General features: G+C 60.5%; 12 protein-coding genes. 4 read left to right on the top strand and 8 right to left on the bottom strand.

Annotated elements, in window-relative coordinates:
* Positions 1-21: 21 nt before the first annotated feature.
* The 5 genes from acpS to rpoZ all read right to left on the bottom strand — a co-directional run bounded on the left by acpS (position 22) and on the right by rpoZ (position 4,274).
* On the bottom strand, positions 22-426 hold the full coding sequence (acpS, locus tag ACT53S_RS06895) for a holo-ACP synthase (RefSeq protein ID WP_113377990.1): 405 nt from the start codon (positions 424-426) through the stop codon (positions 22-24).
* A gap of 1 nt (position 427) precedes the next feature.
* Positions 428-1,009, bottom strand: a complete 582-nt coding sequence (locus ACT53S_RS06890; RefSeq protein WP_476066658.1) for a DUF2062 domain-containing protein — start codon at positions 1,007-1,009, stop codon at positions 428-430.
* A gap of 172 nt (positions 1,010-1,181) precedes the next feature.
* Positions 1,182-1,334 (bottom strand): DUF3563 family protein, encoded by a 153-nt coding sequence (locus ACT53S_RS06885; protein ID WP_113377989.1) that lies wholly within the window; start codon positions 1,332-1,334, stop codon positions 1,182-1,184.
* Between the two features lie 215 nt (positions 1,335-1,549).
* Positions 1,550-3,775: a RelA/SpoT family protein gene (locus tag ACT53S_RS06880; protein WP_476066399.1), complete on the bottom strand. Its 2,226-nt coding sequence runs from the start codon at positions 3,773-3,775 to the stop codon at positions 1,550-1,552.
* Between the two features lie 97 nt (positions 3,776-3,872).
* The gene (rpoZ, locus tag ACT53S_RS06875) at positions 3,873-4,274 is read right to left on the bottom strand and encodes a DNA-directed RNA polymerase subunit omega (RefSeq protein ID WP_113377987.1); all 402 of its coding nucleotides are present in this window, start codon (positions 4,272-4,274) and stop codon (positions 3,873-3,875) included.
* Positions 4,275-4,571: 297 nt separating this feature from the next.
* Between rpoZ and ACT53S_RS06870 the strand changes: the two genes are divergently transcribed.
* A complete protein-coding gene (locus ACT53S_RS06870; RefSeq protein ID WP_113377986.1) occupies positions 4,572-5,156 on the top strand; it encodes a LabA-like NYN domain-containing protein in 585 nt (194 codons plus the stop codon).
* A gap of 365 nt (positions 5,157-5,521) precedes the next feature.
* On the opposite strand, the gene ACT53S_RS06865 is transcribed toward ACT53S_RS06870, so the two are convergent.
* Positions 5,522-5,941 carry a DUF3830 family protein gene (locus ACT53S_RS06865; protein ID WP_476066398.1) on the bottom strand — a complete coding sequence of 140 codons (420 nt, stop codon included), beginning with the start codon at positions 5,939-5,941 and terminating at the stop codon, positions 5,522-5,524.
* Positions 5,942-5,943: 2 nt separating this feature from the next.
* Entirely contained in the window at positions 5,944-6,420 is a 477-nt protein-coding gene (gene smpB, locus ACT53S_RS06860) for an SsrA-binding protein SmpB (protein ID WP_113378446.1), read from the bottom strand.
* A gap of 268 nt (positions 6,421-6,688) precedes the next feature.
* Between smpB and ACT53S_RS06855 the strand changes: the two genes are divergently transcribed.
* Positions 6,689-7,618, top strand: coding sequence for a hypothetical protein (locus tag ACT53S_RS06855; RefSeq protein ID WP_476066397.1), 930 nt, complete (start codon positions 6,689-6,691; stop codon positions 7,616-7,618).
* Positions 7,619-7,839: 221 nt separating this feature from the next.
* Here the strand turns inward: ACT53S_RS06855 and dapA are convergent, their stop codons facing one another.
* The gene (gene dapA, locus ACT53S_RS06850) at positions 7,840-8,724 is read right to left on the bottom strand and encodes a 4-hydroxy-tetrahydrodipicolinate synthase (protein WP_476066396.1); all 885 of its coding nucleotides are present in this window, start codon (positions 8,722-8,724) and stop codon (positions 7,840-7,842) included.
* 255 nt (positions 8,725-8,979) lie between these two features.
* Here dapA and ACT53S_RS06845 point away from each other — a divergent pair, with 255 nt between their 5' ends.
* Together ACT53S_RS06845 and ACT53S_RS06840 are read left to right on the top strand one after the other, a co-directional pair.
* Positions 8,980-11,046 (top strand): lytic transglycosylase domain-containing protein, encoded by a 2,067-nt coding sequence (locus ACT53S_RS06845; RefSeq protein WP_476066395.1) that lies wholly within the window; start codon positions 8,980-8,982, stop codon positions 11,044-11,046.
* Positions 11,047-11,150: 104 nt separating this feature from the next.
* Complete coding sequence (locus ACT53S_RS06840) at positions 11,151-12,008, top strand: alpha/beta fold hydrolase (protein ID WP_476066394.1); 858 nt, start codon at positions 11,151-11,153, stop codon at positions 12,006-12,008.
* Positions 12,009-12,105 lie beyond the last annotated feature (97 nt).

The following is a 12,105-nucleotide window of genomic DNA, read 5'->3' as shown; positions in this document are numbered from 1 at the left end:
AAACCGGTGCGACCGGATGTATCAGACAGAAAGCGCGACGGCCTCGATAACGACGAAGGCCTGTGCATAGGGAAACTCGTCGGTGATGGTCAGATGTACGACCGGGCGGTGTCCCGCCGGGACCAGTCGTTCGAGAAATTTCGCAGCCCCGCCGGTCAGTTCAAGCCCGGGTTTGCCGTTCGGCAGGTTAATCACGCCGATCTCCCTCCAGAAGACACCTTCGGCGATCCCCGTGCCGAGAGCCTTGGACATTGCCTCCTTGGCAGCGAACCGCTTGGCATAGGAGGCTGCCATGTCCTTTCGTCCGTTCGAACGCGCCTGCTCCTCGTCGGTGAAACATCGTCCTGTGAATTTTTCGCCGAAGCGTTCGATCGATTTCTCGATCCGCCTGATGTCGACGAGATCGCTGCCAATGCCGATGATCATGTCAGACACTCGTCCCTTCGAGGGCTTGCGCAAGGCGTGCCTGCGCCCGTTCTGACAGTCGGCCGCGCCGTTTGCGCTGAAAGCGATCGACGGCAATATAGGTGCAAATATAAACGACAATCGCGCTGATCGCGCCGAGCGGAACAGCCCCGATCAGCATCGGTTTCAGGACGGGCTCCCAGAGGTGGGCAATGCCGAATTCGTGCCAGAGATGGTGAAGATCGGTTGCGCCGGCCGATGGGCCTTGCTGTCCGAGCACGGCGCGGCCGACCTCCCAGGTCGCAGCCCAGATGAACGGAAATGTCAGCGGATTGCCGACCGCCGTTCCAAGTGCTGCCGCGAGCATATTGCCCGAAAACAGATAGGCCAGCGCGAACGCTATGATGAAATGAAATCCCACGAACGGCGTCAGCGACGACACCACGCCAGCCACCAGGCCCGCAGCCACCGCATGAGGGCTGGCAGACAGACGCAGCACACGTTTGCCGAAATACTGGAACGGCCGGGAGAAGCCTTTGCGCGGCCACACCAGCTCGCGCAGTCTCGTGGAATAGGAAAGCGGTTGGCGGCGACGAAACAGCATGGACAACATGTAGTTTATCCGCTGCGTTTCCCGCAAGGGCCACCGTCGGCGGAAGACCCCGATAAACGAAGCGCCGGAAAACACCGGCGCCAGAGACAGCAGTTCAGGCAAGTGGCCATCCTCGGCCAAGGCCTTTCGGATCTTCTCTCAGGCGGAGATGACCGCCGGTCGATCAGAAGCCGCGGCGGAAAATGCCGCGGTCGATTTCGCGCTGGCGGTATTCCAGGTCGACGAGATCGCGGGCGCCATTGAGGTAGCTCATTTCGCGTTCAGCAGCAGTCGGAACGCGGAGTGCACGGGCCAGTTTGCGGATCGGAGTAAACATCGTTTTGTCCTCGGTTCTTTCTCTTCATCTGTTGAGCCGAAGATAATATTGCGCCGCACAAACCACCAGCGCGCATTGGCGAAGCCAGATATGCACCAAGCGCATACCGAAGGGGTCGAGGTTTACGTTTTGGGCAGAAGATGGGCAAAAGATGAGCAATTCGGCCCCGACGGGGCAGATTGCGGAGCTGAAGCCTGTTCAGCTCCGCATGACACTCAATCGTAGACTCGCTTGACCGTGGAGATGCAGTCCAGCTCCTTGAGCTCGCCGAGCAATTGGCTGAGCTGGCGCAGATCCCAGACCTCGAGATCGATCGCCATTTCGGTGAAATCGGTGGCGATGCGGATCATGTTCAAGACGCGGATGTTGATATCGAGACGGGCGACACATTGGGCAACCGTTGCCAGCGTGCCGGGCTCGTTCAGCGCATTGATCAGGATACGCGCGACGAAGCGCGATTTGTTCGCCTCGTCGAGATCCCAGCGCACGTCGATCCAGCGCTCCGGCTGGTCGTCGAATTTCTGCAGGGCAGAGGCCTGGATTGGATAGATGGTGATGCCCTTGTCGTCCTCCATGATGCCGACAATGCGATCGCCGGGCACCGCACCGGCCGGGCCGAAATGCACTTCGGCATTACCGGAGAGGCCGCGGATCGGCAGCGGCTCCGGGCCATCGCCTGCGGTCGGGACATCACCCTTCGGATGGGCGGCACCGGGGATCTTGAAGACCATGCCGTTGGCGCTGTTCATCGCGAACCAGCCACCCTCCGAAGGCTTCACGGTGACGCGCTCATCCTGGTAATCGGGATAGACCGCGCGCAGCACATCGAGCGAGGAGGATTCGCCGCGACCGACCGAGGCGATCGCATCCTCGACATCCCGCTGGCCCAAACGATGGAGCACGGGGCGCAGAGTGTCGCGCGAGAAGACCTTGCCGGCGCGCTCAAAGGTGCGCTCCAAAATGCGCTGGCCAAGGCCGGCATATTGCTTGCGGATCGCCATGCGGGTGGCGCGGCGGATGGCGGCGCGTGCCTTGCCGGTGACGACGATCTCTTCCCAGGCCGCCGGCGGCACCTGCACACCGGAGCGGATGATCTCGACCTCGTCGCCGTTCGACAGGCGGGTGACGAGCGGCATGATCGAGCCGTTGATCTTGGCGCCGACGCAGGTATCGCCGACATTGGTGTGCACGGCATAGGCAAAGTCGATCGGGGTGGCGCCGCGCGGCAGCGCGATCAGCTTGCCCTTCGGCGTGAAACAGAAGACCTGGTCCTGGAAGAGTTCTAGCTTGGTGTGCTCGAGGAATTCTTCCGGATTGTCGCCTTCGGCCAGCGCCTCAATGGTGTGGCGCAGCCAGGAATAGGCGTTGCTCTCACGCTTCAGCGGCTCGTTCGGATCGCCGTTTTCGCCATCCTTGTAGAGGCTGTGGGCGGCAATACCGTATTCGGCAATCTCGTGCATGCGGCGCGTGCGGATCTGCAGCTCGATGCGCTGGCGCGACGGGCCGACGATCGTGGTGTGGATCGAGCGGTAGTCGTTCTGCTTCGGCGTCGAGATATAGTCCTTGAACCGGCCGGGCACGACGCGCCAGCGGGTGTGGACGATGCCGAGCGCGCGGTAGCAGCCGGGGATGTCGTCGACGAGAATGCGGAAGCCGTAGACGTCGGAGAGCTGCTCGAAGGAGAGCGACTTCGACTGCATCTTGCGGAAGACGGAATAAGGCCGCTTCTGGCGGCCCTTGACGCCGGCGTTCAGCAGGCCGTTTGCCACCAGCAGGTCGCGCAACTCGTCCTCGATCTTGGTGATCAGGCCTTCGTTGCGGGTCGAAAGTTCCGCCAGGCGGTTGGTCACCGTCTCATAGGCTTCCGGGTTCATGTAGCGGAAGGACAGGTCCTCCAGCTCGTCGCGCATATCCTGCATACCCATGCGGCCGGCGAGCGGCGCATAGATTTCCATCGTTTCTTCCGAGATACGGGCGCGCTTGTCGTCGCGCATATGCTCGAGCGTGCGCATGTTGTGCAGGCGGTCGGCGAGCTTGACGAGCAGCACGCGCACGTCGTCGGAAATGGCGAGCAGCAGCTTGCGCAGGTTTTCGGCCTGCTTCGCCTTCTTGGTGACGAGGTCGAGCTTCTTGATCTTGGTCAGGCCCTCGACGAGGCGGCCGATATCCTCGCCGAAGAGATCGTCGATCTCCTGGCGGGTCGCCGTCGTGTCCTCGATCGTGTCGTGCAGGAGGGCGACCGCGATGGTCGATTCGTCCAGGCGCATTTCGGTCAGAATGGCGGCGACCTCGAGCGGGTGGGAGATATACGGATCTCCGCTGGCGCGCGTCTGCTTGCCATGTTTCTGCATGGCATAGACATAGGCCTTGTTGAGAAGAGCTTCGTTGGCGTCGGGCTTGTACTTCTGTACCCGCTCCACGAGCTCATACTGCCGCATCATTCAGGCGTCTCCTAAAACGAAAAAAGCGCGCCAGCCGACATGACTGGCGCACGTTATCCAACTGTCAGAAACAGACTAAATTCCGACTGATTGACGATTAGTAATCGTCGCTCTTTTCCGGGGGTACCAGACCTTCGATACCGGCCAGGAGCTCTTCTTCCGACATCTGGTCGAAGGTGAGGGTTTCCGGCAGTTCGTCCTCTTCGTCGCCCTTGCCGGCGGTGCCGACATTGGCGAGCATCGCGCTCGGATCCTGTTCCGGCTCGTCGACTTCCACATGCTTCTGCAGCGAATGGATCAGGTCTTCCTTCAGATCGTCGGGCGACAGCGTCTCGTCGGCGATTTCGCGCAGGGCGACGACCGGGTTCTTGTCCTTGTCGCGATCGATGGTGATCGGGGCGCCCTGCGAAATCTGGCGGGCACGGTGGCTGGCGAGCAGAACGAGCTCGAAGCGGTTCTCGACTTTGTCGATGCAATCTTCAACGGTGACGCGGGCCATTGCCTGTCCTTTGCGGTCATGAATGCGAGGGATTGACGCGTGCGATACAGGCAAAGGACGGCAAATTCAAGTTTTTCGTGACCGAAGACCCGAAAGCCAAAAAAAGACAGGGCGGAAAGCCGCGTTTTGGCGTCGCATGCAACCCTGAGGTGCTTGGATTATCAAGAATCGTATCCTAAATACTTTTATATATGATCAGATCATAATTTAATGCGACGGTCATATGTGGAGAGGCAAGGTATTGTTTTGATTTCCGATTGCCGCATTCGTTGATATTGCACCTGAGGATTATTGAAGATGTTCGATCCGCGCGAAAAAATTGCCCTGTTCATCGACGGCGCCAATCTCTACGCGGCGTCCAAAAGCCTCGGCTTCGATATCGACTATCGCAAGCTTCTGAAGGCTTTCCAGAAGCGCGGCTATCTCCTGCGCGCCTATTATTACACAGCCCTCATCGAGGATCAGGAATATTCCTCGATCCGCCCGCTGATCGACTGGCTGGACTATAACGGCTACAAGGTCGTGACCAAGCCGGCCAAGGAATTCACCGACAGCATGGGCCGCCGCAAGGTCAAGGGCAACATGGACATCGAGCTTGCCATCGACGCGATGGAGCAGTCGGAAACCGTCGACCATCTCGTGCTCTTTTCCGGCGACGGCGATTTCACCACGCTCGTGGAAGCGCTGCAGCGCAAGGGCCGCAAGGTCTCGGTCGTCTCGACCATGGCGACGCAACCACCGATGATCGCCGACGATCTGCGCCGCCAGTCGGACCATTTTATCGACCTGATGACGCTGAAAGCCGAAATCGGACGCGACCCGTCAGAGCGCGGCACACCGCGCGCGCCGGAACCGGTGTCGAGCCACGAGGAAGAGCATTGAGGGTTAGCACCTCTTTCGCAGCAAGAAGAGAATTCCCCTCCCTAACACCTCCCTACAAGGGAGGGGCTTCCATGGGAAACAAAGTCCCCCTCTGGCCTGCCGGCCATCTCCCCCACAAGGGGGGAGAAGACGCGCGGCCACGACCCGGCCCACCCTCCCCTTGAGGGGGAGGGTCGGAGCGAAGCTCCGGGGTGGGGTGACGCCTGAAGCTCATAAAGATCGAGAAGACGACGAATTCGCGCTGGGGCTCACCCCCACCCGCCGCTTTGCGGCCACCTCCCCCCTCAAGGGGGAGGTGGGAGCGCACGGCCGGGTTAAGCCCTCCCCCTTGTGGGGAGGGTTTGGGAGGGGACTTTTTCTCGGGACTACATCGCCTCGAAGGCAATATCCTGTGCGCCCTGCCACAGAACCATTTTCCCCATGGCCTCCAGCTGCTCCTGACCCTTCGTCACCGTCAGGAAATGATTGCCGGCCAGCACGCCCATCTTGCTGGCAAACTGCGAGGAGCCATAGGCGAAGAGCAGTTCGGTTTCGCTGAAGCCACCGGGATAAAGCAGGATGTCGCCACGCGATGGATGGCAGGTGTGGTTCTCGAAACCGGCGCCGAACTGGAAATCGCCCAGGGGCACCCAGACCGCCTCGCCCGACCAGCGCGAATGGATCGCCTGGTTGCGGAACGGCAGGAAGGTCTCAAAAATGCGGCAGGTCTCGGGCGCCTTTTCGCGCTCGAGCCTCGCCTCGAAGACGAAGGGGCCGACGGTGACCTTGAGATGCGAGAGCGCCATGATCAGCCCGTCTTCAACAGGCGGGATTTCTGGCGGTTCCAGTCTCGTTCCTTCTCGGTCTCGCGCTTGTCGTGCAGCTTCTTGCCCTTGGCGAGCGCCAGCTCCAGCTTCGCCCTGCCCTTCTCGTTGAAATAGATCTTGAGCGGCACCAGCGTCATGCCCTCGCGATTGATCGAGGCGCGCAGGCGGTTGATCTCGCGCTTGGACAAAAGCAGCTTGCGACGACGACGCGGCTCGTGATTGAAGCGGTTCGCCTGTAGATATTCCGGCAGATGCGAATTGATCAGCCAGATCTCCTCGCCCTCGTCGGAGGCATAGGATTCGGCAATATTGGCCTTGCCCTCGCGCAGCGACTTGACCTCCGTGCCGGTCAAAACCAGACCCGCCTCGTAGGTGTCGACGATCTCATAATTGAAGCGCGCCTTGCGGTTTTCCGCAACGATCTTGTTGACGACGCGCTGTGAGCCTTTGGGGGCCATGGCCTGATCTTCCGTTTCGCCCGGGATTTTGTGGTGGTTTTCGCCATACGCGGGCGGGGCGTGGCGGGTATGACAGGTATGTAATGGAGGATGGGGGGGAAATAAAGGTGGGGGTGGTGCGGACACCCTCCTCTTGCAGATCAGGACTGTTCGCTCAAGCTCGAACCCCTCGCTGTAAATGCACAGGACGAACGAGCTCAAGAGCCGTCTCGTATTGCCGCGGATATCTCTTCATCGTAATCTAGTACAAGCTTGAGGAGATTAAGAAGTGGTCGAAATTGAGAACACAGGAATGAACAAAAAACCAGCCACCATTCCGGTTGCGAATAAAGAAAACTCAATTGAAACGGAGACACCTCGACCTCCTTCAATTCAGTATTTATGTCTTGAACAAACGCTCTACTCAGATGTTCTGATAGATCAGCATCGCGACAGAGATTATATCACACTTATAAAATTCGGATTTCAGCAATTTGATTCCCATTGTACTTATTGCGGCAAAACAGCAACTTTCCGAACCTTCGGGGACAGGCTTCCCGCCGACATAAAACACGCTGAACATTTCGCGAAATTTAACGCCCCCACAAGAGATCAGCTTAAACGATTGATATTTGAGGAAGGTCAGTTCGCCCTGCATTTGCGCTGCTCGCGTAATCCCAACCACCTATACAGCTATTTTTTCACCTATGATGAAACGAAGCATAAGCTAAAAAAAATCGGCCAGTTTCCGTCGCTTGAGGATATAGCGGGATCTGAAATTGAACGTTACAGAAAGATTTTAGGAAGTGATTTTACGGAGTTAAGGAAAGCGACAGGCCTGTTCGCACATGGGATAGGAATTGGTTCGTTTGTCTATCTACGGAGAGTATTCGAAGGCTTGATCAACCATGCTAGGTCTGTGGCGGATCCGTCCGGACAAAATTCGGAGAAATTCGCAGCGATGCGCATGGCGGAACGTATAGAAGCTTTGTCAGATCACCTGCCAAAATCCGTCGTAAAATACAAACAAACCTACGGGATCCTGTCCAAAGGGGTACACGAATTAACTGAAGAAGAATGCAAGGAATTTTTCCCCGCGGTTCGAGCTGCCGTGTTAATGATGCTGGAAGAACGGTACGAAGCAGCCGAAAAAGCTAAAGTTGAAGCAGAGCTTGACCGGGCGATAGCATCCATTTCGGCGCGTACCACGAAGAAGTGAATGGCCGTAGTTGTCACCAGTCCAACCAACACAAAAAGCCGGCGTCTCCGCCGGCCCAGACTGCTGACAAAGTCCTTTTTGCCCTTGCTGCCGCCACTTTGATTCCGATCCGTTCTCTTTTTGATTCAGAGACGTTCCGTGAATCTTGAGCATCGAGAAGGTGCGTTGGAGGTTTGTCATCAAGCTGAGCAGGCGTCTCCGCCGGCCTCCCGTCATCCCCTTCAATTCACCAATCCCGCATGCTTCAGCGCCGCATCGATCGCGGCTTCCGTCGAAGCCTCCAGCGTGCCCAAGAGCGGCAGGCGGACGGTGCGGTTCATGCCGCGGGTGCGGTTCAGCGCGTATTTCGCGCCGCAGAGGCCGGGCTCCATGAAGATGGCCTTGTGCAGCGGCATCAGGCGGTCCTGGTAGGCGAGCGCCTTGGCATAGTCGCCAGCAAGCGTTGCCGCCTGGAATTCGGCACAGAGGCGCGGGGCGACATTGGCGGTGACGGAGATGCAGCCGACGCCGCCATGGGCGTTGAAGCCGAGCGCCGTTGCGTCTTCGCCCGAGAGTTGGACGAAATCTGCGCCGCAGGTGATGCGCTGTTCGGAGACGCGCTCGATCTTGCCGGTCGCATCCTTCACGCCGACGATGTTCTTGTGCGCCTTGGCGAGCGCGCCCATCGTCTCGGGCGACATGTCGATCACCGAGCGGCCGGGAATGTTGTAGATGATGATCGGCAGCGAGGTGGCTTCGGCAATCGCCTTGTAATGGGCAAACAAACCCTTCTGGGTCGGCTTGTTGTAATAGGGGGTGACGACGAGCAGCGCATCGGCGCCGACGGATTCGGCATGCTGGGCAAGCTCTATGGCTTCCACCGTGTTGTTGGAGCCGGCGCCGGCAATGACGGGCACGCGCTTTTTCGCCACGTCTACGCAGAGTTCGACCACGCGCTTGTGTTCGGCATGGGAGAGCGTCGGCGATTCGCCCGTGGTGCCGACGGGCACCAGCCCGGTCGAGCCCTCGGAAATCTGCCATTCGACATGGGCGGCAAAGCTTGCCTCGTCGACGGCGCCGTCATCGGTGAACGGCGTGACGAGTGCGGGAATGGATCCCTGGAACATGCAGTCAAACTCCTCATGGCCGAGATCCACGCTTCGGCCGCATTCTCGGATTAAATCGGGGGCACATTACTGTGCAGGCTCAAGCCCCACAAGCGCATAAGCGATGGTTTTATGACGCTTTTCAGGCCTCATTCGCGAGGGCCTGCGACAGGCGCCGGGGCGCTGCTCAGAGAAATGTGATCGGGGCTGGCAAGGTTTCATTAACCAGACGCCCGGCTAATGATGAGGGAGAGTTTTCTGGGTTCTGGTGTGTGGATGCATAAGGCGCGCCTCTTCGGCTCCGTTTTCGGTCTCTGTCTGACGGCACTCCTGCCGGCGGTGGAAACGCTTGCGTCCGATGTGCCGGTGCCGGCGGTCAAGCCGCTCGGGTTCGCGCCGATCCAGAAGACGCCGCCCTCCTTCGAGACGACGGGGGCCATTCCGCGCGCCGGCAACCCCGCCGCCGTCAATCCGCAGCTGAAGGCCGGGCTCGACGCGCTCTCGGACAAGGACGGTGCGGCTGCCATCGCCATCCGCAACCGGATGGCCGATGGCCTCGACCGGCACATGCTGACATGGTCGATCGCCATGTCGGGCCTGAAGGACGTGCCGGCCGCCGAAATCGCAGCCGCGCAACGCCAACTCACCGGCTGGCCGGGGCTCAAGGCCTTCCGGGCCAATTCGGAAAAGGCGCTCTACCGCGAAAACCCGCCCGCCCGCGACGTGCTCGCTGCCTTCGGCGATACCCTGCCCGAGACCACCGAGGGCACGATGCTGCTCGCCCGCGCGGAACTGGCTGCGGGCCAGCAGGCAAAGGCCGCCAACCGGCTTCGAAAACTCTGGCGATCGGAGGCGCTGGATACGGCGACGGAAGACAAGATTCTCGGCGAATTCTCCGGCCTGTTGCGGGTCGAGGACCACCGGGCGCGCATGGACATGCTGCTTTACCGCGACCGCGCCACCCAGGCGAAGCGCTTCTCGACGCTCGGCGAGGCGCAGTCGCTCTACAAGGCTTGGGCAGCACTGATTGCGCGCTCGGGCAATCTCGATGCGGCCATCGCCGGGGTCGACGCCAAATGGCGCAAGGATCCGGCCTATCTCTTTATCCAGATCGAGAAACTGCGCCGCGACCAGGATTACGAAAAGGCGGCGGCACTCCTCCTCAAGATGCCGAAGGACAGCGAAAAACTGGTCAGCGCCCGCGACTGGTGGAACGAACAGCGCATCATCGCGCGTGGGCTGGCCGATCTCGGCGATTTTAAAGCCGCCTACCGGATCGTCGCCCAGCATGTGGCCACGGATGCGACCGATGTGGCGGACGCCGAATTCCATGCCGGCTGGTATGCGCTTCGGGGCCTCAACGATCCCAAGACCGCGAGCCGGCATTTTGCCCGCATTCTCGATGTGTCGAACCGGCCGCTTTCGGCCAGCCGCGCTTATTACTGGCTCGGCCGGGCGGCGGAAGTGGCGAAGGACGGCAAGGCGCAGGACTATTTCGTCCGGGCGGCGCGGCATTCGAGCACGTTTTACGGGCAGCTGGCGGCCGCGCGCATCGATAAACCGGGCATCCAGATCCCCTACCCGCGCCCTTCCGAGGCCGAGCGGGCAGAGTTTTCGCGCCGAGAAGCCGTGCAGGCCATTGCGCGTTACGAGGCAGCTGGCCATGGCTGGCGGGCGCAGAGCCTTTACCGGGCGCTGGCCGACCAGATCGACAGCCCCGGCGAACTCGCGCTGCTTTGCGCGCGGGCGGAAAAATCGGATGGCGGGCATCAGCTGTCGCTGCAGATCGGCAAGGCGGCCTATGCGCGTGGCGTGGATGTGCCGGCCCTCGCCTTCCCCGTCGGTGTCATCCCTGATAGCGCCAATATCTCCGGCTCCGGCAAGGCGCTGGCCTATGCGATCGCCCGGCAGGAAAGCGCCTTCAACCCGGCCGCCGTTTCGCCTGCCAATGCGCGCGGGCTGTTGCAGCTCTTGCCCTCGACCGCCAAGGGCGTGGCCCAGCGCCATGGCATCGCCTATCAACCAGATAAACTCACCCGCGATCCCGGTTTCAACGCCACGCTCGGCGCGCATTATCTCGGCGAGCAGATCGACGCCTTTGGCGGCTCCTATATATTGACCTTCATCGCCTATAATGCCGGCCCGCGCAAAGTGCCGGAATGGATCGCGCGTTATGGCGATCCGCGCGGCAAGTCCATCGACGAGGTGGTCGACTGGATCGAGCGCATCCCCTTCCCCGAGACGCGCAATTATGTGCAGCGGGTCATGGAGAACTATCAGGTCTACAAGAGCCGGCTCGGGCAAGAGACCGATATCGTGCATGATCTGCGCTTCGGACGGTAAACTTGTCCGGCGCTATTCTGGCCCGTCGCTATTCTCGCCTTGGATGATGACCAAGCCTCACGTCTCCGCTAGGTTCCTGCAGCGGAGCGAGACGGGAGGCTATCATGGCGAGGATCGACCATTTCATTACCAATGCGGACGGGCTGGCGCTGCATGCGCGTGAATATGGCGCCGACAATCCCGGCCTACCCGTCGTCTGCCTGCCGGGGCTGACGCGCAATCTGCTTGATTTCGAGGATTTAGCCGTGGCGCTCGCCGCCGGCCCGGATGGTCGGAGGGTCATCTCCCTTTCATCGCGAGGTCGCGGCTTCTCCGACCGGGATCCGGATCCTTCCCGCTACACCATTCCGGTGGAGGCGGCGGATGTGATTGCTGTGCTTGACCAACTGGAAATTGCCCGTGCTGCCTTCATTGGCACCTCGCGCGGCGGCCTGATCCTGCATGTGCTGGCGATGACGCATCTCGACCGGATCGAGCGGCTGGTGCTGAACGACGTAGGCCCGGTGCTGGAGGTAGAAGGCTTGCAGCAGATCCAGAGCTATCTCGGCGGCCGGCGGATGCCGCAAAGTTTCGACGAAGCAGCGGTAATCTTGCGGGACATTCATGGCCGGGACTTTCCTGCCCTCAGGGCCGATGACTGGGCCGACATGGCGCGGGCACTCTATCGCGAGACCGATGGCACCATCGCCTCCGACTACGATCCCGCCATCGCGGAAGAGTTTCGCGCCGCCGATTTCGGCCAACCGCTGCCGGACCTCTGGGCACAGTTCGACCTTCTGGCAGACAAACCGGTCATGGTTGTGCGGGGAGAACACTCGCGGCTGCTCTCGCGGCAGACGGTGGAGGCCATGCGGCAACGGCATTCCGGCCTCGTCGCCCTCGAGGCAAAGGGCCAGGGCCATGCTCCGCTGCTGCAACTGGGGAGTTTGCCCGGCGCGATCCGACGCTTCTTGTCTGCATAGATCTCTCAAGACAAAGACCAGGCGCGACGCGTGACGTGACAAAAACGGAAAAAGCCCGGCACAAGGCCGGGCTTTCCCCTATCCGATCCGGAGATCG

It is taken from the genome of Allorhizobium sp. DMC15 (genome assembly GCF_056314065.1).
This window is presented reverse-complemented; position numbering and strand designations above follow the sequence as displayed.

Coding starts and splice junctions, on each gene's coding strand:
- acpS (WP_113377990.1), bottom strand. CDS start 426: ATGATCATCGGCATTGGCAGCGATCTCGTCGACATCAGGCGGATCGAG.
- ACT53S_RS06890 (WP_476066658.1), bottom strand. CDS start 1,009: ATGCTGTTTCGTCGCCGCCAACCGCTTTCCTATTCCACGAGACTGCGC.
- ACT53S_RS06885 (WP_113377989.1), bottom strand. CDS start 1,334: ATGTTTACTCCGATCCGCAAACTGGCCCGTGCACTCCGCGTTCCGACT.
- ACT53S_RS06880 (WP_476066399.1), bottom strand. CDS start 3,775: ATGATGCGGCAGTATGAGCTCGTGGAGCGGGTACAGAAGTACAAGCCC.
- rpoZ (WP_113377987.1), bottom strand. CDS start 4,274: ATGGCCCGCGTCACCGTTGAAGATTGCATCGACAAAGTCGAGAACCGC.
- ACT53S_RS06870 (WP_113377986.1), top strand. CDS start 4,572: ATGTTCGATCCGCGCGAAAAAATTGCCCTGTTCATCGACGGCGCCAAT.
- ACT53S_RS06865 (WP_476066398.1), bottom strand. CDS start 5,941: ATGGCGCTCTCGCATCTCAAGGTCACCGTCGGCCCCTTCGTCTTCGAG.
- smpB (WP_113378446.1), bottom strand. CDS start 6,420: ATGGCCCCCAAAGGCTCACAGCGCGTCGTCAACAAGATCGTTGCGGAA.
- dapA (WP_476066396.1), bottom strand. CDS start 8,724: ATGTTCCAGGGATCCATTCCCGCACTCGTCACGCCGTTCACCGATGAC.
- ACT53S_RS06845 (WP_476066395.1), top strand. CDS start 8,980: ATGCATAAGGCGCGCCTCTTCGGCTCCGTTTTCGGTCTCTGTCTGACG.
- ACT53S_RS06840 (WP_476066394.1), top strand. CDS start 11,151: ATGGCGAGGATCGACCATTTCATTACCAATGCGGACGGGCTGGCGCTG.